Origin of the sequence: Parapedobacter sp. ISTM3, assembly GCF_016533505.1 — a bacterium.
GTDB lineage: Bacteria > Bacteroidota > Bacteroidia > Sphingobacteriales > Sphingobacteriaceae > Parapedobacter > Parapedobacter luteus.
This window is the reverse complement of the sequence record NZ_JAENGN010000013.1, coordinates 1-22,280: the sequence shown is the minus strand read 5'-3', so window position 1 is coordinate 22,280 and position 22,280 is coordinate 1. Positions and strand designations below refer to the sequence as shown.

General features: G+C 48.7%; 16 protein-coding genes. 9 read left to right on the top strand and 7 right to left on the bottom strand.

What is annotated here, in order from left to right; all coding sequences use genetic code 11:
* Positions 1-1,274 precede the first annotated feature (1,274 nt).
* Entirely contained in the window at positions 1,275-1,484 is a 210-nt protein-coding gene (locus JHJ32_RS16185; protein WP_079718162.1) for a hypothetical protein, read from the top strand.
* A gap of 854 nt (positions 1,485-2,338) precedes the next feature.
* Here the strand turns inward: JHJ32_RS16185 and JHJ32_RS16180 are convergent.
* The gene (locus JHJ32_RS16180) at positions 2,339-2,761 is read right to left on the bottom strand and encodes a hypothetical protein (protein ID WP_200121656.1); all 423 of its coding nucleotides are present in this window, start codon (positions 2,759-2,761) and stop codon (positions 2,339-2,341) included.
* 95 nt (positions 2,762-2,856) lie between these two features.
* On the opposite strand from JHJ32_RS16180, the gene JHJ32_RS16175 reads away from it, so the two are divergent.
* Positions 2,857-3,315, top strand: coding sequence for a PH domain-containing protein (locus JHJ32_RS16175; RefSeq protein ID WP_139378758.1), 459 nt, complete (start codon positions 2,857-2,859; stop codon positions 3,313-3,315).
* On the opposite strand, the gene JHJ32_RS16170 is transcribed toward JHJ32_RS16175, so the two are convergent.
* From JHJ32_RS16170 to JHJ32_RS16160, 3 genes are all read right to left on the bottom strand, one after another.
* Positions 3,296-3,652, bottom strand: coding sequence for a hypothetical protein (locus JHJ32_RS16170; RefSeq protein WP_139378757.1), 357 nt, complete (start codon positions 3,650-3,652; stop codon positions 3,296-3,298). The two genes, JHJ32_RS16175 and JHJ32_RS16170, sit on opposite strands and share 20 nt — an antisense overlap.
* Before the next feature lie 185 nt (positions 3,653-3,837).
* On the bottom strand, positions 3,838-6,519 hold the full coding sequence (locus tag JHJ32_RS16165; RefSeq protein ID WP_200121655.1) for a TonB-dependent receptor: 2,682 nt from the start codon (positions 6,517-6,519) through the stop codon (positions 3,838-3,840).
* A gap of 71 nt (positions 6,520-6,590) precedes the next feature.
* Entirely contained in the window at positions 6,591-7,529 is a 939-nt protein-coding gene (locus JHJ32_RS16160; protein WP_079718157.1) for a GLPGLI family protein, read from the bottom strand.
* 187 nt (positions 7,530-7,716) lie between these two features.
* On the opposite strand from JHJ32_RS16160, the gene JHJ32_RS16155 reads away from it, so the two are divergent.
* Both JHJ32_RS16155 and JHJ32_RS16150 read left to right on the top strand, forming a co-directional pair.
* A complete protein-coding gene (locus tag JHJ32_RS16155) occupies positions 7,717-9,267 on the top strand; it encodes a cell wall metabolism sensor histidine kinase WalK (RefSeq protein ID WP_200121654.1) in 1,551 nt (516 codons plus the stop codon).
* Between the two features lie 14 nt (positions 9,268-9,281).
* Positions 9,282-9,992, top strand: coding sequence for a response regulator transcription factor (locus tag JHJ32_RS16150; protein ID WP_200121653.1), 711 nt, complete (start codon positions 9,282-9,284; stop codon positions 9,990-9,992).
* 73 nt (positions 9,993-10,065) lie between these two features.
* On the opposite strand, the gene JHJ32_RS16145 is transcribed toward JHJ32_RS16150, so the two are convergent.
* Complete coding sequence (locus tag JHJ32_RS16145; protein ID WP_079718154.1) at positions 10,066-10,275, bottom strand: hypothetical protein; 210 nt, start codon at positions 10,273-10,275, stop codon at positions 10,066-10,068.
* Between the two features lie 222 nt (positions 10,276-10,497).
* On the opposite strand from JHJ32_RS16145, the gene JHJ32_RS16140 reads away from it, so the two are divergent.
* Positions 10,498-12,126 (top strand): carboxyl transferase domain-containing protein, encoded by a 1,629-nt coding sequence (locus JHJ32_RS16140; protein WP_200121734.1) that lies wholly within the window; start codon positions 10,498-10,500, stop codon positions 12,124-12,126.
* Between the two features lie 55 nt (positions 12,127-12,181).
* Positions 12,182-13,531, top strand: coding sequence for an acyl-CoA dehydrogenase family protein (locus JHJ32_RS16135; RefSeq protein WP_200121652.1), 1,350 nt, complete (start codon positions 12,182-12,184; stop codon positions 13,529-13,531).
* Between the two features lie 75 nt (positions 13,532-13,606).
* Here the strand turns inward: JHJ32_RS16135 and yidC are convergent, their stop codons facing one another.
* Both yidC and JHJ32_RS16125 read right to left on the bottom strand, forming a co-directional pair.
* A complete protein-coding gene (gene yidC, locus JHJ32_RS16130) occupies positions 13,607-15,424 on the bottom strand; it encodes a membrane protein insertase YidC (protein ID WP_200121651.1) in 1,818 nt (605 codons plus the stop codon).
* Positions 15,425-15,437: 13 nt separating this feature from the next.
* Positions 15,438-17,057 (bottom strand): CTP synthase, encoded by a 1,620-nt coding sequence (locus JHJ32_RS16125; protein ID WP_200121650.1) that lies wholly within the window; start codon positions 17,055-17,057, stop codon positions 15,438-15,440.
* A 332-nt stretch (positions 17,058-17,389) separates the two neighbouring features.
* On the opposite strand from JHJ32_RS16125, the gene JHJ32_RS16120 reads away from it, so the two are divergent.
* The 3 genes from JHJ32_RS16120 to JHJ32_RS16110 form a co-directional block, all read left to right on the top strand.
* A complete protein-coding gene (locus JHJ32_RS16120; protein ID WP_317043124.1) occupies positions 17,390-20,413 on the top strand; it encodes an amidohydrolase family protein in 3,024 nt (1,007 codons plus the stop codon).
* Between the two features lie 22 nt (positions 20,414-20,435).
* Positions 20,436-21,743, top strand: coding sequence for an amidohydrolase family protein (locus JHJ32_RS16115; RefSeq protein ID WP_200121649.1), 1,308 nt, complete (start codon positions 20,436-20,438; stop codon positions 21,741-21,743).
* A gap of 168 nt (positions 21,744-21,911) precedes the next feature.
* On the top strand, positions 21,912-22,280 hold a 369-nt coding region (locus JHJ32_RS16110), incomplete at its 3' end, for an HmuY family protein (protein ID WP_200121648.1).

Here is a 22,280-nt window from a genome sequence, read left to right as displayed (position 1 = left end):
GGTTGACACTCACTGAATACCTTATTTTTATTTTTGCCTTTTCCAAGTAGAGTGCCCATGATGGCGCTTGGCGGTCAGGCACACCGAATCCGGGGGGTATTTATAACTAGTAAATGGCACTGGCGTCGGAAGTATAATGTGATGTTGCAGCTCGATTTGAAAGGTATATACGACTATATTTGCTTTGTTAACTAATACACTTAGATGTTACAGACCTCAATTTGAGTATATACAACTAAACAAAATATATAGTTAAACGAATTAATGGTGTTAGAGACCACAATTTGAAAGGTATATACAACCAGAAATGTCCTTTCCGATATCCCAATACAGGTGTTAATGACCACAATTTGAAAGGTATATACAACTTCTCTTTCTACGATACGCTTTCCTATTTGGGTGTTACAGATCACAATTTGAAAGGTATATACAACGTGGAATGCGAATCAGTTCCGTTCAAAAATGGTGTTACAGATCACAATTTGAAAGGTATATACAACGCTATACGAGGCGGGTTTAAACTGGTTGATGGTGTTACAGATCACAATTTGAAAGGTATTTACAACAATTGACCCAAGGTGCATGAACACCTTATTGGTGTTACTGACCACAATTTGAAAGGTATTTACAACTGGCGGTCCGCGGTTCAGCAAATGCATTGCGGTGTTACTGACCACAATTTGAAAGGTATTTACAACTTATGCTAAAGTATCTTCCATAAGTCAGGGGGTGTTACTGACCACAATTTGAAAGATATTTACAACAGGTATTAAGCGATGTTTGCAATATCAATAGGTGGTGTTAGAGACCACAATTTGAAAGGTATTTACAACTGCACATAATGTCATATCGCTTTATGTACGGGTGTTACAGATCATAATTTGAAAAGGTATATACAAAAGGTTGTAGTCTTCTAATGAGAAAATTAATGGTGTTACTGACCACAATTTGAAAGGTGTATACAACGTGAAATACTCATTCTCAGAAGCTTATTTGGTTGTTAGTGGCCCCAATTTGAAAGGTATATACAACTCATGAGCATGTAACTAATTGAAATAGACAGGTGTTAGAGACCACAATTTGAAAGGTATATACAACCGTTGGCCAACGGGTCGGTTTTTGAAAAAAGGTGTTACAGATCATCATAGTTTGAAAGGTATATACAACGTGAAATACTCATTATCAGGAGTTTATTTGGTTGTTGGTGGCCCCAATTTGAAAGGTGTTTTAAAAAAAGATAATTCATCGGTATCTTTGTTTTAAACGTGACTCATATGACACAGGTGACTTTGCATATTGATAGTAAAAAGAAATGGGCGGCCATAAAGGCTATTTTGGAGGCTATGGATATTGCCTACGATGCGCAAGAGCCTGTGAAGGAAATCAGTGAAAAAGAACAGGTGCTGTTGCGGCGGGCAGAAGCGGATATTGCTGAAGGGCGACTGCACAAGTTTAAATCCCATCGTGAAATATTAGGTCGTTAGTACCGATTCGTGTTTAAGATACCGAAACCTACAAAGAAACCTTATCAGCTACAGTTTCGATAATCGGGCGTGATTGGGCGACCGGTATGTCAATCGTTTTCTGAAAAAATTGGACGATATGGTTGGCAAAATTCAGACGCACCCTTATCTGTTTCATGCTGTACCTGTGAACCCGAGATATAGAAGGTGTGTCATTTCCAAACAAACGTCTCTGGTCTACGAAGTCACCGATTCAAAAATTATACTCCTGTATTTGTTTGACAATCGCCAAGAGCCACTATGGGATTAGGTATTGATTAAGCTTTCGTACATAACAAACGCCCTGTAAGCTCTGTAAAATCTTTGAGGCTGCTTGTACAGCCGCAAGGTGAGGTCAGGTTAACACTCACTGAATACTTTATTCTATTGCGAATTTGCTTATTCGCTAACTTGCCGTAGTGGTGGAAACCAATTTGAAAGGTATATATAATCTTTGGCCCAGCGGTCGGTTTTTGAAACAAGGTGTTACAGACCCAAATTTGAAGGTATATACAACTTGTTGAACTTAGATAAGAAAGCAATGTCAGGTGTTACAGATCACAATTTGAAAGGTATATACAACCCCCTCTGTACAGTGCCTTCTCAAGCCAGCGGTGTTACAGATCACAATTTGAAAGGTATATACAACTATTGCGATTCTCATCCCTGAATTTCTGAAGGTGTTACAGACCACAATTTGAAGGGTGTTTCAGCAGGCAGCACATCTTTCAGAAGTAATGGAAAATGAACAGGTACTGCTTCAGGCGGCAAAGGTAGCTGTCGTGGAAGGCCAACTGCGCAAGTCTAAATCCCGCTGTGAGATTTTGGGAATTAACCTATTTAAACTGTAAATACAAATAGTCGCTTGTCACTAGTTCTCCGGCTTCGTTATATGAGGTCCAGGGAGATAGCGTAATTTCAATGGTATATCGCCCCGGTTTCAACGCAGATTTCTCCGTGACGCACCAGAAAAACGTGGAAACTCCCTCCAATAGCTGGTCGTCCACTGTTGCTTCGATTTGACAGTCCGGCATTCCGGAATCCGTGCCGAATGCGTCAAACCGCCTGACACCCGAAGACTTGCCATTCGAAAGAGTGCCTAAAGGCTGTCCATTGACAGATAGATTGTTCAGCGTTTTGCCGCTTGCGTTGTGGAAATCGATAGCGATACCGCCCAGTTCGTTTTTCTGGCAACCGGCAAGAAAAAGGGCTGAACCTACGAAAAGTAGGTTGACCCAAATAGATAACCGCTGTTTCATTGCGCCGCCGTTTATTTTGTTAATTGATTTGTACAACGGAATATGCGTCTTAATCACTACACCAATTGATTGCAAAACATTGTTTATTTTTGGGCATGGCACGGAAAGTTTTCAAAAGCCGGAAAGATGCGCTGTTTACAGTGGTTATGTGGGGCACCGTATTGACGATGCTCTTTGTATTGGCTGCTGAACTAAACCGTATCAGGCAGCCGGGCAACGGAGTAGAGGTTTTAGGGCTCATTATATTGGGATTTGTAATAGGTCTTATGTTTTGGCTGTGGTTTGATACCCGCTATTCGATAGACGAAGCCTTTGTCTATTTCCGCTCAGGTCCGATCCGCGGGAAAATCCGCGTCACAGCGATACGCGAAGTCGTCATAGGAGAAACCATGTGGTCCGGACTCAGACCCGCCCTGGCGCGGAGAGGGGTAGTTGTGAAATACAAGCGGTATGACGAAATCTATTTTTCCCCAGACAGCAACGAGGCATTCGTCTCCGCACTGCTGGAAGTAAATCCGGAAATAACGGTCGCCACTAAGGCCGCATATCGATGATGCTATCTACAATGAACGGGCTGAACCCGCGCCAAGGAATGGCTTTTTTATACTCTTTGTAGTGCAGATCAAATGTCTTGCCGCTATTCACCATCAGCACGTTGGCGATGCTGTCGTCCTCAACGGAAAACTCAAATTCGTTGGATTGGATGGCGCCGGCAGTGGCCGAACGTAGCCCAACCTGAATAAGTTTGCCTTCGTAAGTCTTAAAGATGTTGCCCTTTTTGACAACATAGTTGAGTTGGCCGGATTTTACGCCTTCGCCGAATACATAATAGTAATTCCACCAAATCAGTGCTGCACCAATAACGAGCAGAGCGATTCCAGCAATAATCATAAATTTCCGAAGGGGATTTTTTCGTTTCTGGGGAGTTTGTCCATGTTCCATGGTATGCGGATGAAATGAATGAACCTGATACACAAACTTAAACAAATTAGCTTTGATATGCAATGCCTATCTTAATCAATCTTCACCGCGTTGCCAACCGGATGTAGGTGCGTCGTCCCGATGGATAGACCCGCTCATAAATTGAACGCGAGTTTAAGCACGGCCATGCGCCCGCGTAGGTTGTACCGGCTATAACCAAATTGGTTGGCAGATAAACTGTAGGTCTCATACGCCGTGATATTGGCGAGATTTGTCAGATTCAATTCGATATCCGTATTCCATGGATCCAACTTGTACCGGATATTGGCATCCATGAAGAAATAGCTGATGTCTTCCGCCTGCGCTTGGCTGGTATATTGATGACGGCCACTCAGGCGCAAAAACGTATTGGGGAAAGGTGAATACAATAGATTCACTGATTGGTCATACCGGCTGATTTGCCTATCGGGCATGCGGAGGGTCGTTTCGCCCGTTACCAGCTTGCTGGTCGTCCAGGTACCTGTGCCTTCATAGCGGAGACTAATGCGGTTCCACAGCCGTGCCTCGAAAAGCGGGGTGAGGCTGAATGACACATTGTTATACGGGAGCAGTTCATCGTTGAGGAACTGGTTGAAGCGTGTCGTGCTCCATGCGCTCTTTAAACCTGCCGTAGCACCGAGAGCAAAAATATACTTGCTGATGCCGGCGTTCGCTGTGAATGTGCTCACGTCGTTTTCGTAAGGCAGCAGGACGGTGCTCGAGATGTTGTCGGTCTGTACGTTGGACGCAATGGTGTTTGCTTTGGCATGCGTATAGCTAATGCCAGCATTCATAAACAACATGCTGATGTTGCGCTGAAAGTTGTAGTTCAAGCCGACGTTATGCGCATGTTGTTCCTGCAACGCCGCATCATTGGCCTGCAAACTACGATAGTTGGTAAGGACAGCGCCCCGGTATACGCCGTTGATATTGCCCATTTGGTTGCTGTATGTATAGCTTGCCGATAGGTAGTCTTCCGGGGTGGTCATGTATTTCGCGCGGAAGAATGGATTGAACAGCAACCGTTCCTTGGTCTCATCAAGGCCGAAGCCAGCGTCTTTATACGCAATGCGCTGCCAGATAAGTGGCAGGGAAAGCAGGGCCTCCCATCGGCTTTCCCTGAGTTCGTACGTGGTGTTGAACTGGGCATTGTGCCGTTGCCAATGTAGGTTGTTGTCGGTACTCCCGACGTAGGCAGACTGTTCGCCGGTGTGCTGTGTCAGACGGAGCAGCGAAAGGAGTTGCTGCCATTCGCTAAGTGTGCTCAACCGGTAACTTTGCATAATCCGTCCGTTTGGCATGCGGTAACCCACAGCCAGCGTATTGAACCATGTTGGCGTCTCTGTATGTTGGGATACGGCATCGAACGGGTGGCCCTCGTTGAGGACATCCGCGTGGATGCCTGGCTCAATGTTCAGTGCTTGCGGGCGGTTGAAATGGTTCAGGTACCAATTGACGCTGAGGATATTCCCGTTGCGCAGGGCAGGTATATAATCCAAGGTATTGGAAAAATCACGTATGCGGTGGCTGATTCGTTGGTTCATAGCCATTGCATTGCTGGCCAGGGCCGCATGGCCCGTTTCACCCGAGTAGCCGATTTTGAGTGCATTGTTTAGGTAATAGGTTGCCTTGTTGGCTTGTGCGTTGAGCGATATGTCGACAAGAAATGGACTTCGGTCGATTTGTTGCACTTCGCTGTACCGGATGGTATCATCGGCAAGGTAAAGATCATGGGTGCTGTTGTATTCCATGTCGTTGTTGTCGAGCAACAGTCCCACATTGGCTTTGAGTTGCAGCCCACTTCGGAGATTCACCAGATTGTTGGCATTCAGCGAACCCGAATTGTTGAAATAATAGCGGTTGGTAGGCAATGCAGGATTGCCCACCGTGCCGGAGGAAAGCAGTTCGCCGGGGCGCGAATTGCCCGCGTTGGCGCGCCTGCCTGCCTGATTGAATGCGGTGAAATCCGTGGCGAGGTCAGTGCCCACGTTGTTGGCCTTGCCTACATTCAGCATTTTATATTTTTTGTTGAACAGGATGGTGTTTAACTCCCCGTCATACTGGCTCGGAAGGCCACCGCCCGGCTTGGCCTGCCCCGTGAGCTTCAATTTGGCTTCGTCCCTGATTTTGAGATTGAGGGCTACGTTTTCGCTGAGTGCCTTGCCCTGTAATACGTTCAGGGGCTGATGGTTTTGCATCACTTCGACGTCTTTGACCATAGCGTGAGGGATGGTCTTCGTGCCGATAGCATACTTGTCGTCCAGCAAATCGTCGCCATCCACATAGAAATTGGATATGGCTTTGCCATTATACTTAATCTGGCCGTTTTCTTCGACCTCTACGCCCGGCATGCGCTTCAATACATCCTCAATGGTACGGTCTTCGGGCTTGGTGAAAGAAGCGACGTCATAGCTCAACGTATCGCCCCGCAAATTGATTTTTGGCCTGCTCTTGACTTCCACCTCTGCCAGATCGATGGCTTCCTCTGTCATCAAGATGTCGTAGTGATGTTGGTCTGCCACAAGCGGCACCGACACTTTTTTGTAGCCGAGGTGGTTGATTTCAACGCGGAGCCCGACAATATCGACCGTATCTCGCCATACCAGCGTAAAGGAGCCGTGGCTGTCGCTGGTCTTAAAAGCCAGTATGCGCTGTTGATCATTTTTGATGGTTACGCTGGCGTAAGCAACAGGCTCACCCCCTGCCGTTTTCAATGTGCCCCGAATCGCGCGGTTTTGCGCGGACGCAAGGAAAGACCATAAGGGTAGTAGGATGATAATTAACAAGGTCGCTCTCATACATCGACGTTTTATAGCATATCTTTACGGCCATGAATCACAGGCCATCCAGTGACTGTTTACGCCACCGATCAGCGATCACCGTGTAATTCGAGCGGATTATTGGGGTGCTTCATTTTTCCCGCTTTCATGGCCATTTCACGCATCGCGTTAAATTCTTCTGGCGACAGCTCGCGCCCATGCTGATCTTTCAGTACGATTTTGCGTTCTACGTTGGCACCTGCGGGCGCCTCGATATTGCGCAGGGCATTTGCCATAGGATTTTTGTCAAAGGCTGCCTTGGCTTTCGCGAATTCTTTGGCTGTCGTCGTTGCCGCATCGCTGGGCAATGCGATTTCGATGCCGCCGCTTCCTTGCTTATCAAAACCGGCGTATCGGAAAATGACTTCTTTCCTGCTGTCTTCTGCCTCAAGGATGAGCCCGGGCAGGCCATTTAGCTTCCAAGGGCCATAGGGGAAGGGTAGTTCCGGAGCGAACCATACGGTGTATTCGCGCCCACCGAATGTGCCGATGGCCTGTTGGCAGGTATAGCCACCGATTTCTTTGACGTCATCGCCGATTTGCCAGTCGATCTGCGGGTATTCCTGGGGGATAATGTAAGTACTTGCGCCAAGCCGGTTGGTAAGAAAAGCGTTGTTTTCCTGTGGGAAAAGGTAAAGCGTCTCATTCGATACATTGGGTGAGCTGACAAAAAAACGGGATTGGCTGGGGCCGTTTGCCGCCCCTGCCTTGGCGGCGTCAGCTCGCTGGCGGCTTTCCATTTCCTTTTTCATTTTTTCCAGGGTGGATGCGAGGGTGAAGCTGTTGTACATAGCTGATCGTCGGCCAATATAGAGCATCATATCTTCCCGCCGTGGATTGTCTCGGAAGTTGGTGTCGTCGATGTGGACAAGCTCATACTTGACGTGAGCCAAGGCCACGTCGCTTTCTTGGGCGCGGACGGCAAATAGGTGGCCGAAGGTGGAAACGCCCGCCAAGATGGTTGCAAATGAGATGTTTTTTATGGTCATAATCTTCAATTTTTAAACCGTGTTTTGCATGCAAAAGTAGGGGAGTACCGCCGGCGGATTTTTATTTTTAGTGTTAAGCAGTGTTAACATCGCCCGCGTGTGTTAAATACTGTTAACGAGTGTTAAGCGGTGTTATATTTGTTCGGCAAACACGTTCAAAAGCTATCAGGTTTCATAGCTTTGCAGGATGATGTCCAAAAGGATACGTTTTATCGTTATTATCGTCAGCTGTTCTTTGGCGGGGATACTCCTTTTCCAGGGGTATTGGTTATATAATTCGTATCAGCTGTCCACGCAGCAGTTCGAACGGGATGTACGCGAGATCATGAAGCGGATGGAACGTAGCCATGCGTTGGCAGACATGGGGGAAATGGGCTTTTTAGACAGTGTGGGCAGAAGCGACACGGGCCGGTTGGCCAGAACAGTGGACTTTTTGCTTTCGGGGCCACACATGCAACCGGAAATGCCCGACGGCGAACGGCTAACAGACCGTAAATTCATCGCCGAATCAAAGGTTGTGCTCGCTTATTTAGAGGATACGGTCGATACCCCGCACAACATCAGTTTGGACAGTGTCGTGGCGTTCAGGGCGCGGGTCGGAGACTCCGTTATCCGGGATTCGCAGATACGGGTACGGGCAAACACCTCAAAACAATTGTTTACCATCAATACGGCGCATGATTATACCGCCGACGAATTTTCGGCGTTGAGCGGCGCGTTGGCTCGTGAAGTCGATTCCTTGTTGCGGGCTGCTGGTATCGGTTCGCCCTTTGCCTTCAAATTGAGTAATTTCAGCGGGCGGGGCGATACGTATATCTCGGACAGCACGCGCTTTGGGCGGCAGGCCGATGTGATTCATGGAGCCATCAGGGTGGGGATACGCAAGCCCTACCGGCTGACGTTAGCCACCGGCAATGATGTCGTTTACATCTTGCGCGATATGCTTTGGGCGCTATTGGCATCGTTGATTATTATCGGGATTACGTCATGGGCTTTTCTGGCGATGCTTCGCACTATTTTCCAGCAGAAACGGTTGTCAGCTATCAAAAACGATTTTATCAACAACATGACACACGAGTTTAAGACACCGATTGCTACGGTGTCATTGGCGGTGGAGGCCATGAAGAATTTCGATGTGATGAACAAGCCGGACCAGGCAAAGGAATATCTTGATATCTGCGATCATGAGCTGAAGCGTATTTCGGCGATGGTGGAAAAGGTATTAAAGATGGCTGCATTCGAACGGCTCGATCTCAACTTGTCCTTGCAAAAAACCGATATCGGAAAGCTGGTGCATGATGTAGTGGAAAACATGCGGCCGCAGTGGGAAAAAAAGGCCGCCAGGCTGTCTGTCAGAATGGAAAGCAACAGCAACGTGGAGGCCTTGGCTGATCGTGCTCACTTGGCCAATGTGGTGTATAATCTGATAGACAATAGCCTCAAATATACAGCCGGTATACCCGAAATAGAAATCGCCTATGGGCTGACCAGCAATGGCCTGGTACAGCTGGCCGTGAGCGACAACGGCATTGGCATTCCCTCGGCATATCGCGAGCGCATATTTGAAAATTTCTTTCGTGTGCCTACCGGCAATGTCCACAATGCCAAAGGGTTTGGCTTGGGATTGGGGTATGTGGCGGCTATTGTTCAGAAGCACCAGGGCAATATCCAGGTGAAAAGTACCGTCGGAGCCGGGAGTACATTCACCATTACGTTTCCCGTGGCGCCAAATCAATAACTAAAACCCGAAACATGACAAAGGACGTCGGAAAACTCAAGGTCTTATTGGCAGAGGATGAACCCTTCTTGGGAAAAATCGTAAAGGAAAGCCTGGAATCGCGGGATTTTGACGTGATCTGGGTACAGGATGGACTGAAAGCTTATTCGGCATTCCGGACGTTCGACCCAGCTATCTGTGTCTTCGACGTGATGATGCCGGCCAAGGATGGATTTACGCTCACCGAAGAAATTCGCAAAATAAATGAGCATGTGCCCATCATCTTCCTTACCGCAAAGTCGCTGACCGAAGACGTGGTGAAGGGCTTTGAAATGGGCGGGAATGATTACCTTAAGAAGCCTTTCAGCATGGAAGAGCTTATCGTACGGATGAAAGCGCTACTAAACAGGCCCGTTAAGCAACCGCAGTACACCACACGTGAGCAATTTGCTATTGGCAGTTACATGTTCAACAGCACGTTGCAGGAACTAGCTGCAGATGGCGAGGTGGTGAAGCTTTCGTTCCGCGAATCGGCGTTGCTCAAAATGCTGATGGAAAACAAAAACCAAGTGCTCGATAGGAAGGTGGCGTTGGACTACTTATGGGGTGAGGATAATTTCTTCAATGCACGGAGCATGGACGTATTCATCACGAAACTGCGCAAATATTTAAAAAAAGATAGCAATATCGAAATCGTCAATATCCGGGGTATCGGCTATAAATTGATGGTGAATGATGACGAATAAAGGGAAAAAGAAAGGGATAGCCGAAAAGCTATCCCTCCTTTTTCCGATTTTTTAATCAGTCTGATATCGGATCTTACAAAGAGTCAGTTGACAAAGAGTCAAGAGAATCAATGGCAGCGCCGCCGATAGAGTCGATAGAATCTGTAGTGGCATCAACTTCTGACTCAATTTCATTGGTCAAAGAATCAGTGGTTGAGTCGCTTTCAGAAGTGCCTGAATTACAAGCGGCAATAGCTACAGAAAGAGCCAAACCTAAAAAACCGAACTTAAATACCTTTTTCATTGCTAATTTCCTTTTTGGTTAAAACAAATTTGTTTATTTATCCCTTAATACATCAGTCTGGAAAAGGTAACCCAAAAAAAATCAAAAAGGTTGCAAGGACCTGCTTACAGCAATCCAGCAAAGATAGCACTGTTGATAGACGGGTAGCAACATCGGTCTGGGGACGGCCGAAAGCCGAACCTTTTGCACAAAATAAAAGAATACCGTATCTTGTAACCCATGATAAACCTTGAATTTAACCAGAATGAGGATCTAAATAAACTGGCGGTTGCTGAGTTGAGGAGTCGGTTGAAGAAGGTATATGCGGGAGGGGGTGGCAACGCTGCCGAGAAGCAGAAGGCCAAAGGCAAACTGTTGGCTCGTGAGCGGATAGCTTATCTGTTGGACGATAATAAGCCGTGGCTTGAAATCGGTGCGTTGGCGGCTGACGGCATGTATGCCGAGCATGGCGGCTGTCCGTCGGCTGGTGTAGTAGCCGGTATAGGTTATGTTGCGGATCGGCAATGCGTGGTAGTGGCTAATGACGCCACGGTAAAGGCTGGCGCATGGTTTCCGATGACGGCCAAGAAAAACTTACGCGCACAGGAAATCGCTATGGAAAACCGGTTGCCCATCATCTACCTGGTTGACTCGGCAGGTGTGTTTTTGCCGTTGCAGGATGAGATATTCCCAGACAAGGAGCACTTTGGCCGGATCTTTCGCAACAACGCCCGGATGAGCAGTGAGGGGATCGTGCAGATAGCGGCCATCATGGGGGCTTGTGTGGCGGGCGGTGCCTATCTGCCCATCATGAGCGATGAGGCCATGATTGTAGAAGGTACGGGCTCTGTGTTTTTGGCTGGGTCGTACCTGGTCAAATCGGCCATCGGCGAATCCGTGGACAATGAGACGCTGGGCGGAGCGACGACACACTGCGAAATCTCCGGAGTGACGGATTATAAACAGCCTGACGACAAGGCTTGCCTGGACTCGATCCGTAATATCATGGGCATGTTAGGCAAACCGAGCGATGCCGGGTTCGATCGGATAAAAGCCGCACCTCCCAAGTTGGATGAGCATGAAATTTATGGTATTCTACCGTCATCGCGCGAGAAACCATACGATACCAGGGAGATTATCCGCCGGCTGGTAGATGACTCCGCGTTTGAAGAATATAAGGCGCTGTACGGCCAAAGCATCGTTTGCGGTCTCGGTCGGGTGGAGGGCTGGGCTGTCGGATTCGTGGCCAACCAGCGAAAAGTAGTAAAAACCAAAAAAGGCGAGATGCAGTTTGGCGGGGTGATCTATTCGGACGCGGCAGACAAGGCGGCGCGCTTCATTATGAACTGCAACCAGAAAAAAATACCCCTGGTTTTTCTGCAAGACGTGACCGGTTTCATGGTGGGCAGCCGTGCCGAACACGGGGGCATCATCAAAGATGGTGCTAAGCTGGTCAACGCCGTAGCCAACTCCGTGGTGCCTAAAATCACCATCATTATGGGCAATTCCTATGGCGCTGGCAACTACGCTATGTGCGGCAAGGCCTATGATCCGCGGCTCATCGTTGCTTGGCCTTCAGCCAAAATTGCGGTAATGGGAGGGGCGCAGGCCGCCAAAACGTTACTTCAAATCCAAACGGCGTCCATGAAAGCCAAGGGCGCTGAAATCGACGGCTCAACGGAAGAAGCGCTGCTGAAAACAATTACCGAGCGTTATGACGAACAGACGACGCCCTATTATGCGGCGGCAAGGCTTTGGGTAGATGGGGTCATTGACCCGCTGGATACCCGGAAGGTAATTGCTATGGGGATAGAAGCGGCTAACCACGCACCCATCGAAAAACGTTTTAACGTCGGGATAATACAGACGTAGTTCGGGACCGTCTTTTTATTTGTCTGGATTGTTTGTGAAACCAAAATAGAGAACCATGTTGTCAAAAATCAAAAAGGCTTACCAGCTGCTCAAAAGTATCGACTTGGAAGCGTTGGATAAGCTGTCGCAGAAAATAGACCTACCCAAGGCGATGGCGTCTTTTTCAAAGCTGGACGATAAACAACTTAAAGGCCTGATGAAAATGCTGGAGGGCGGAAAGGCTAAAAAGGAATTGCCACCTATCAACGGCGACTTTTACGAGTTGCATCTTCGGTTGAGCGAGGCGGATCGGGCATTGCAACTCAAGGTGCGCGATTTTATGGAGCGCGAAATACGCCCGCTGGTCAACCAATATTGGTTGCGCGATGAATTCCCCTTTGAGATTATCCCGAAATTAGCCGAACTGAATATCTGTGGCCTGACCTATGAAGGGTATGGGTGTGCCGGCCGGTCATCGTTGATGGAAGGTATCATCGCCATGGAAATCGCACGCATAGATGCGTCTGTAGCTACATTCTTCGGCGTGCAAAGCGGCTTGGCCATGGGGTCGCTCTACCTGTGTGGATCGGATGAGCAAAAGGAAGAGTGGTTGCCTGCTATGCAACAGATGAAATTGATTGGCGCTTTCGGCCTTACCGAACCGGAAGTTGGATCAGGCGCTGCCGGGGGGCTTACGGTGACCGCACGCAAGACGGACAATGGATGGGTACTCAACGGACAGAAAAAGTGGATTGGCAACGCACCGTTTGCGGATGTGACCGTTATCTGGGCGAAAGATGTCGATGACGGCGAGGTGAAGGGCTTCCTGGTGCGGAAAGGCGCCCCGGGATTTGAGGTGGCGAAAATCAAAGGGAAAATGGCACTGCGTATTGTCCAGAATGGGTTAATTACGTTGACGGATTGTTTGGTGCCTGAAAGCGACCGCCTGCAACACGCCAATTCGTTTAAAGATACAGCCAAGGTATTGCAGCTGACCCGGGCGGGTGTGGCTTGGATGGCAGTAGGGTGTGCGCGCGGTGCCTATGAAAATGCCCTTGACTATACACGTAAACGCAAACAATTTGGCAAACCGATTGCCTCTTTCCAGCTTATTCAAAATCACCTCGTGGAGATGCTCTCCAACCTCACAGCCATGCAAACTTTGGTGTATCGCCTTTCTGAATTGCAGGATGCCGGAATGCTGCGTGATGAACATGCGTCGTTGGCAAAGGTATTCTGTACACTCCGTACGCGCGATATCGTGAGTCGTGCACGGGAGGTGATGGGCGGAAACGGTATCCTGCTGGAATACGATGTGGCGCGCTTTCTGGCCGATGCTGAAGCCATTTATTCGTACGAAGGCACGAAGGAGATCAATTCGCTCATCGTTGGCCGGTCGATTACCGGATTTAGCGCCTTCGTGTAGGGCGTTAACGCACTGAAGCCGGGCGTTATCCCGGCTTCAGTGTTCTGCAATAGTATCTGCAATAGTACCTGTGAATTACTTCTTGCCTTTTTTGCCTTGCGCTTGCTGCTGGCGCATGTATTCTTCCATGCGTTGCTGGAATTTCGATTTCTTCTGTGCTTCGGGTTTCTTCTTGTTGGCCTCGATGATGGCGAGTATTTTATCGTCATTGATTAGCTGCCGGATAACCAACTGCTGCCCGAAGGTGAATACGGTAGAAAGCAGGTAATAGTAGTTAAGACCGGCAGGAAAGCTATTCAGCACAAACAAGAAGATGAGCGGCATGAAATAACCGATGTATTTCATTTGACCGGTGGCTCCGGAAATGGAATTGTTGTACCACGTCGAAAGCAGCGTGGCGACGGTCATCAAAATACACATTAAGCTGATGTGATCCATGCCGATGAGTGGCAAAGGAGGAAAGGTAATGGGTGAATCATAAGTTGAAAGGTCTTTCACCCAAAGGAGGCTCTCGCCCCGCAACTCAAACAGATTGGGGAAAAAGAAAAAGAATGCGATCGTAAACGGCATCTGGAGCAGCAACGGGATGCAACCGCCTAATGGGTTGACACCGGCCTGTTTGTACAGTTTAAGATACTCCTGTTGCAATAGCGTTGGATTATCCTGTCCTACTTTTTCCTTGATCTGGTCCATCTCCGGCTTAAGTACCCGCATCTTGGCCATCGATACATACGAACGGTAAGTGAGGGGCGACAGGACCAGCTTCAACATGACTGTCAAAATGAGTATAACCAGACCATAGCTCCAGTTGAAACTGTCCAAAAAGGAAAATACAGGGATGGTGATGAACCGGTTGATCCATTTCATCGGCCCCCAGCCCATGTCTATCTGTTTTTCCAGTCCGTATCCATGTGCTTTCAGCACCTTGTATTGGTTCGGCCCGAAGAAGAAATGCATCGGATAGGTGTTGATATCCTGACGGCTGAAATCAAGGCGGAGGTTCGCGGAAAACAACTTTACAATATCACGGTCTGCGCTGGTGTATACATTCACCTTGCCGCCGTTGAATCCGTTCTCAGCAACCAGTACGTTGGAGAAAAAATGTTGCTTGAAGGATACCCATTCCACCCGTTCGTCGAGTTGTTCCTCGTCATCCTTCGCTGTATTGAGATGGTCGACTTCCCCATCTGCAAGGGAATAATATAAGGTAGAACGCTGACGTTCGCTGCTCATATCTTTCTCCTTTTGGGAAAGCACGGCTTCCCAGTTGAGTACCAGCTGACTTTCCGTAGGCGCTACCACATCCTGTAACCCTTTCGTGACGACGGTAAAACCGAGGTTGTGGTCATCGCCTTTGATGGAGTAAATGTAGTCAATGTACTTTTCTGGGGCATAGGACAGCCTGAAGGTCACGGACGCAGAGTCCTGCCCTGTCACCTGGATATCACCGCCTTCTGTTGTAAAATAGAGGTCGTTGGTTATGATGTTTTTCCCCGCAGTGGAGAAAAAGAGGCCAAATTTGTTTTGATCGCCTTCGAAGAGCATGAGCGGCCGTCCGTCATAGGTTGTTTCATTCTTCAGCTCAACCGATTTTACGCGTCCGCCCTTGGTACTGATTGCCGCGCGGATATAGTCATTTTCGAGGGTGACAACCCGATCCTCGCCCTGGATGGCATTGCCGAAGGGTCCGCTGAGCAGGGCTGAATCAAGGGCGGTGGTTTGCTGTACCGTGGTGTCACGATCGACTTGCTCAATGCCTGCCCGCGCCCGGGCAAGGGAATCCTGCAGTTGGCGCTCCCGCTTCAGTTCTTCTTCTGAGGGTTGTAGTAAATAAAAGGAACCCGCGATAATAATGAAGATTAAAACGAGTCCTGTGATTGAATTTCTATCCATTTCTTAATATACACTATTTCTGCTTCGCTGCTTTGCTATGCGCCAGGGAAGCGGCTACAAAGCTAACAAAAAGTGGGTGAGGATTTGCAACTGTTGACTTTAATTCGGGGTGGAATTGCCCGGCGACGAAAAAGGGGTGTCCCTTGAGTTCTACAATTTCAACCAGGTTGTTCGCGGGGTTGATACCCGAAGCAATCATGCCTGCGGCTTCATATTGCGCAAGGTAGTCGTTGTTAAATTCATACCGGTGCCGATGCCTTTCCGAAATTCTGCTCTTCCCATAGATGGCAGCTGCCTTCGTGCCTTTTTTGACTTCACATTCATAAGCGCCCAGCCGCATGGTGCCACCCATGTTTTTCACTTTCTTTTGTGCTTCCATGAGGTGGATAACCGGGTGTTTGGTTTTGGGATCCATTTCATAGCTATTGGCATCCTTGATTTTCAATACGTTTCGGCCAAATTCAACGACGGCACATTGCATACCGAGGCAGATGCCAAAGAACGGTATATTGTGCTCCCGTACATATTGGATGGCGATCAACTTTCCATCCAACCCGCGTTCGCCGAAACCGGGTGCAACCAACACACCGCATACCCGTTTCAACTTTTCGTCAACGTTAGCCGCATTAATACTTTCCGCGGCAATGAGCTTAACCTTGACCTTGCATTCATTGGCAGCACCGGCGTGGATAAAAGCTTCGTTAATGGACTTATATGCATCGGGCAGTTCCACATATTTGCCTACGAGCGCAATCGTCACTTCCGCTGTCGGATTTTTCAGTTTACCCAGAAACGCTTTCCAACTTTCCAAATCGGGGTCGCTTTTGGTCGAGAGCTTAAGTTTTGCCAGCACAGTTTTGTCCAATTGTTCTTTCAGCATCAACAAAGGAACATCATAGATCGAAGGCGCATCAATGGATTCGATAACAGCATTGGCATTGACGTTGCAAAACAGCGCGAGCTTTTTGCGGATCTCGGCGTTGAGGTGGTGCTCGGTACGGCAAACCAGCACGTCAGGCTGAATGCCATATTCCAATAGGGTTTTCACCGAGTGTTGCGTAGGCTTCGTTTTGAGTTCGCCGGCCGCAGCCAAAAAGGGTACAAGCGTCAGGTGGATAACCAGGGAGTTATTCGTGCCCAGTTCCCATCGGAGCTGTCGCACGGCTTCAATAAAAGGAAGTGACTCGATATCGCCGACAGTTCCGCCAAGTTCGGTAATAATGATATCGTACTGACCGTCCTTACCCAAGAGGCACATCCGGCGTTTTATCTCGTCCGTGATATGCGGTACGACCTGTACAGTTTTGCCAAGGTAGGCTCCCTCGCGCTCCCTGTCAATGACGTATTGATAAATACGGCCCGTGGTCACGTTATTGGCCTGTGAAGTGGGCGTATTAAGAAAACGCTCATAATGGCCAAGATCCAGGTCGGTTTCTGCGCCGTCTTCGGTCACATAGCATTCGCCGTGTTCATAAGGATTAAGTGTGCCTGGATCGATGTTGATGTAAGGGTCGAATTTCTGGATGGTCACTTTATAACCACGTGCTTGAAGCAGCTTGGCTAAGGACGCCGAAATAATACCTTTTCCTAACGACGAAGTAACGCCGCCCGTAACAAAAATGTATTTAGTCATGACAAATTCTGGGTGTATTTTATACGTTGTCTACGCCAAAAAAGCTTCGAACATCACGTTTGTGTACGGGATGCAAAGATACGTTTTTTTGTGTAAATGATAAAAAAGATTTTCCTCAGCGGGGATAAACAGGGCGTGGTCTTTGTTATAGCAACAATGTTGTCTTAACTGGTAACTTTCCTATTACGATGGTAGTTTTTTGTTAAAAAACCGAGGTAACCGTCTAATTTTGGTGAAAATCATTCCTTTTTAATGTAAAGCTATCGCGAGTGGCCTGCGAAATGGCTAAAATAATGCTCATGATTGTTTTATTGTCTTAAAAAACAAGTGTTATGATGAAGAAACCGATACTTTTCTTTTGTTTTATGCTGGTTTCGGGGCTTATACTGGCTCAAGGAACCTTTCCGGTAAACGGATCGCATGATGAACGCCCGCAATTATTTGCATTGACCAATGCAAACATCGTAGTGAAAGCGGGAGAGATTATCCAAAACGGCACGTTACTGGTAGACGGGCAACGCATAGCCGCATTGGGAAAGGGCCAAGCCGTCCCCAAAGGTTATGTTGTTGTCGATTTGAAGGGCAAATTTATTTATCCGTCATTTATAGATGCCTTCAGCGAATATGGTCAATCCAGGGAGAGCCGGAGTGGCGGCCAACAGGGATTCGGAGGACGGCAGGCTCAGATTTTCGAGTCGACTAAAAATGGCCCTTACGGTTGGAACGAAGCCATACGCCCGGAAGTGGCAGCTAAGGAGACCTTTACCGTCAACCAGCGGCAAAGCGAAGAATTAAAGAAGATAGGATTCGGCGCGGTGCAATCCGTTGTGCGAGATGGTATTGCCCGTGGGAGCTCCGTCGTTGCAACCTTGGCCGATGCCCGTGAAAACGAGGTCATCATCCTTCCGGAAGCGGGAGCACACTATTCATTTAACAAAGGGACGGCACGGACCAGTTACCCATCATCGTTAATGGGGACCATCGCATTGCTTCGTCAAACCTATTATGACAGTCAATGGTACGCCAAGCAACACGATGAATATAATATCTCGTTGGAAGCGTTCAACAAATTGCAATCGCTGCCTCAATTTTTTGAGGTGGATGATATGCTGGATATCCTCCGGGCGGATAGGATTGCGAAAGAATTCGGAAAAAGCTATATCATTAAGACCGGAGGCAATGAATATCAGCGGATTGCGGATATCAAAGCGACGAACGCCAGTTTGATAGTCCCGCTTAACTTCCCCAAGGCATACGACGTAGAAGACCCGGCAGATGCGCGCAACGTGACGTTGGCACAGTTGAAACATTGGGAGATGGCTCCAGCGAATCCGGCTATGCTCGAAAAAGCAGGTATCCGTTTTGCGATATCCCCCGTCGGACTGGATAACCTCCGCGATTTCTGGAGCAATCTACGTGTCGCCATCGCTAACGGCCTTTCTCAGGATTATGCACTACGGGCGCTCACCGAAGTGCCGGCGGAAATGTTAGGGCTTTCGAGCAAGTTGGGAACGCTGGAAAAAGGCAAACTGGCCAATTTCATTATTACCAGCGATTCCTTATTCAAAGACGGTACGGTGATTTATGAAAATTGGGTACAAGGCAAAAAATTCGTAGCCACAAAAAGTTATGACAAAGCGTTGACGGGAGAATATGCCACGCAATTCCCCAATGTGGGCAACGCCAAATTGTTTGTCAAAGACAATGATGGCAAACTGGAGGCGCATCTGAAAATCGGGTCGGATACAACGGCCACCAAGATGGTTGCCTCCCGAACCGGCGATTTGGTGTCATTCAGCTTCAATCCCAAGGGGCAGCAAGGAAGCACACGCGTCAGTGGTTACATCGCCGAAGGCGACCCGCTGATACTGAAAGGAGAGGTCGTGCAGCCAGACGGCACATCTTCATCATGGGCGGCTACGTATACCGCGGCATATACAGCTGAGACATCAAATAAGGCGCGGCCTGCCGCGAATAAAGTCGTCGCCGAAGGCGATATAATCTACCCGTTTGTAGCCTACGGCAATAAAACCGTACCTGCTTCAGAAACCGTGTTAATTAAAAATGCAACGGTATGGACTAATGAAGCCGATGGGGTCCTGGAAAACGCGGACGTGCTGTTGGCGGGTGGAAAAATCAAAGCGGTAGGCAAAGGACTGTCGGCCGCCGGAGCCACGGTAATCGACGGAACAGGCAAGCATGTCACGCCGGGGATCATCGATGAGCACTCCCACATTGCCATTAGCCGGGGCGTCAATGAAGGTTCGCATTCAGTCACCGCGGAAGTACGGATAGGCGACGTTGTCAATTCGGAAGATGTCAATATCTACCGGCAGCTGGCGGGCGGGGTCACGGCCTCGCACCTGTTGCATGGGTCTGCTAATTCCATCGGCGGCCAGTCCCAGCTTATCAAGCTGCGCTGGGGTCAAAATCCGGAAGGGTTAAAATTTGGCAACAACGACGGGTTTATCAAATTTGCCCTGGGAGAAAACGTAAAACAAAGTAACTGGGGAATTACAGGTAGCCGCTTTCCACAAACCCGTATGGGGGTGGAGCAGGTATTCTACGATGCATTTACACGGGCTAAGGAGTACAAAACACGGATGGCGGCTAATGACCCCACCTTGCGACGGGACCTTACGCTCGACGCGCTCGTCGAAATACTTGACAAAAAGCGCTTCATCACTTGCCACTCTTATGTGCAGTCCGAAATAAACATGTTGATGCATGTGGGAGACAGTATGGGCTTCCGCGTGAATACCTTTACCCATATCCTGGAGGGCTACAAGCTGGCAGACGAGATGGCTAGCCGCCAGATTGCAGGTGCCTCCTTCGCCGACTGGTGGGCTTACAAAATGGAAGTGCAGGAGGCGATCCCCTACAATGCATACCTCATGCATAAGCGAAACGTGCTGACGGCCATCAACTCGGACGATGCCGAGATGGCGCGCCGGCTGAATCAAGAGGCGGGGAAAGCCGTAAAATATGGTGGAGCTACGGAAGAGGACGCGCTAAAAATGGTAACACTCAACGTTGCCGAAATCCTCCATGTTGAAGATAGGGTGGGGAGCCTAGCACCGGGTAAGGATGCCGATGTTGTGATATGGAGCGATAGGCCACTCTCCATTTATGCCAAAGCGGAAAAGACCTTTGTAGACGGCGTGAAATATTGGGATATCGAGGAAGATCTTGCTAAACAGCAGGAATTGGCAGCGGAGAAGGCACGGCTTATCCGCAAATCTTTGCAGGCCAAAGGCAATGGAGGCGCCACGCAACGTGCCGTCGCTCAACCCAATATGGAGTACCACTGCGATACTATTGGTGAAATCGGTGAATATGAGGAATACATGGATTAACGGCTTTCAACTTTTAGAGAAAATGAAATCAATTATCACATATATAGCAGGCGTGGCAGCATTCATACTAGCCAGTGGCTTGGCCAGCGCCCAACCAACCATCTATCCCGCGAAAGCGCAGGAACGCCCTGTGGCCATCACGGGCGCTACAATTCATGTCGGTAACGGCGAGGTCATCACGCAGGGTACATTGCTTTTCGACCAAGGAAAGATCACTTACGTGGGCGGCGCAACGACCGTCCCAGCCGAAGCGTTGACCATAGACGCTGCGGGCAAGCACGTTTATCCCGGATTTATTGCGCCGAATACCAACCTGGGGCTTGTGGAGGTTTCATCGGTACGAGCTACAGTGGATTTCGCTGAAGTAGGGGAGAACAATGCGCATGTGCGTTCGTTGATTGCTTATAATACAGACTCCAAGGTCATCAATACCTTGCGTTCCAATGGTATATTGCTCGCGCAGATTACTCCGCAGGACGGTGTTGTATCCGGACAATCGTCTGTTGTCCAATTGGATGCGTGGAATTGGGAAGACGCCGCTTACAAAATTGATGAAGGAATCCACATCAATTGGCCTACCGTTCGTTTCGGGCGTTTCGGTGGCGGGCCTTCCAATCCCGAGGCGCAAAAAGAGCAGGTGCAGGCGGAAATCGCCCAATTGGAGGGTTACCTCAGTGAGGCGAAAGCGTATGCCGAGTTGGGTGGAGATAAGGTCAGCAATGCACGTTTTGAAGCTTTCAGGGCGGTATTTGCTGGCGATCGCCAAGTATATGTGCATGCAAACAGGGCGACGGATATCATAGCGGCAATTTCAAGCCTGAAGCGTCTTGGCATCAAGCCGGTGTTGGTCGGGGGGACCGAGGCTCATCTGGTGACCGAGTTGCTCAGCGATAATCAAATACCAGTCATCGTCAGACAGTCGCACTCGCTGCCTTATGCAAGCGATGCCGATGTATACCTTCCTTATAAACAAGCAAAGTTGTTGAGCGATGCCGGCATACTCGTTGCATATAGTATTGACGGTTTTTGGCAGCAGCGCAACTTGCCATTCATGGCCGGTACAGCGGCAGCTTACGGAATGGACAAAGAACAGGCATTGGCCACGATCACAAGCAATACCGCGAAGATACTTGGAATCGATGATCGCACAGGCACCCTTGAGGTAGGCAAGGATGCTAATATCATCGTGTCCAGCGGCGATGCGTTGGATATGCTCGGTAACGATATCGAGCGCGCGTTTATACAAGGGCGTGACATCAATCTGGATGATCTGCACAAGCAACTCTTTGAACGCTACGAGTACAAGTACGGATTAATTGAAGATAGGTAATCCATCTTCAGTGCATAGCAACGAAGCGGCAAGCTTTCAACCGGACTCCAGCACGTCCAATACACGTTCGTCTGCGTTTCCAACAAGAATGCTTGCCGCACTGTTTTGGTATGTGTTTGTTTCTTAGATTGATTATAAATAAGCGGTCAATTGTTTTATATTTGCTGAATGAAAACACGGTATTATAAAACGTTGTCAGTCGTTGTGTTGGCACTGACTGTCATCAAGGCACTTCATGCCCAGGAAGTAAAAACAGTAAGCAACATCGATGCATCGGCCAAAACCGCTTATTTTAGTTTTGCGACCGGGAAGGAAGTCGCTGAAGGGTCCCAAGATTGGGATATCGCATTCAACCGTACGACCATCCTGGTCAACGGCGGCAGTAGCGGCAAGGGAGGTGCAACGGCCTTGCTGTTGAAAGATACGTCGTTTGAAACGGTGACGACAGCTCCCGAATCCGGCTTTAAGGCAGATACGGAGAGCGAAAAAGCAATACCGACGGGAAGCGGCAACGGCTGGTACGAGTACGACATGAGT

Bases quoted from the DNA above. Each gene is read 5' to 3' on its own strand.
- JHJ32_RS16185 (WP_079718162.1), top strand. From the start codon at position 1,275: ATGACACAGGTGACTTTGCATATTGATAGTAAAAAGAAATGGGCGGCC.
- JHJ32_RS16180 (WP_200121656.1), bottom strand. From the start codon at position 2,761: ATGAAACAGCGGTTATCTATTTGGGTCAACCTACTTTTCGTAGGTTCA.
- JHJ32_RS16175 (WP_139378758.1), top strand. From the start codon at position 2,857: ATGGCACGGAAAGTTTTCAAAAGCCGGAAAGATGCGCTGTTTACAGTG.
- JHJ32_RS16170 (WP_139378757.1), bottom strand. From the start codon at position 3,652: ATGATTATTGCTGGAATCGCTCTGCTCGTTATTGGTGCAGCACTGATT.
- JHJ32_RS16165 (WP_200121655.1), bottom strand. From the start codon at position 6,519: ATGAGAGCGACCTTGTTAATTATCATCCTACTACCCTTATGGTCTTTC.
- JHJ32_RS16160 (WP_079718157.1), bottom strand. From the start codon at position 7,529: ATGACCATAAAAAACATCTCATTTGCAACCATCTTGGCGGGCGTTTCC.
- JHJ32_RS16155 (WP_200121654.1), top strand. From the start codon at position 7,717: ATGATGTCCAAAAGGATACGTTTTATCGTTATTATCGTCAGCTGTTCT.
- JHJ32_RS16150 (WP_200121653.1), top strand. From the start codon at position 9,282: ATGACAAAGGACGTCGGAAAACTCAAGGTCTTATTGGCAGAGGATGAA.
- JHJ32_RS16145 (WP_079718154.1), bottom strand. From the start codon at position 10,275: ATGAAAAAGGTATTTAAGTTCGGTTTTTTAGGTTTGGCTCTTTCTGTA.
- JHJ32_RS16135 (WP_200121652.1), top strand. From the start codon at position 12,182: ATGTTGTCAAAAATCAAAAAGGCTTACCAGCTGCTCAAAAGTATCGAC.
- yidC (WP_200121651.1), bottom strand. From the start codon at position 15,424: ATGGATAGAAATTCAATCACAGGACTCGTTTTAATCTTCATTATTATC.
- JHJ32_RS16125 (WP_200121650.1), bottom strand. From the start codon at position 17,057: ATGACTAAATACATTTTTGTTACGGGCGGCGTTACTTCGTCGTTAGGA.
- JHJ32_RS16120 (WP_317043124.1), top strand. From the start codon at position 17,390: ATGATGAAGAAACCGATACTTTTCTTTTGTTTTATGCTGGTTTCGGGG.
- JHJ32_RS16115 (WP_200121649.1), top strand. From the start codon at position 20,436: ATGAAATCAATTATCACATATATAGCAGGCGTGGCAGCATTCATACTA.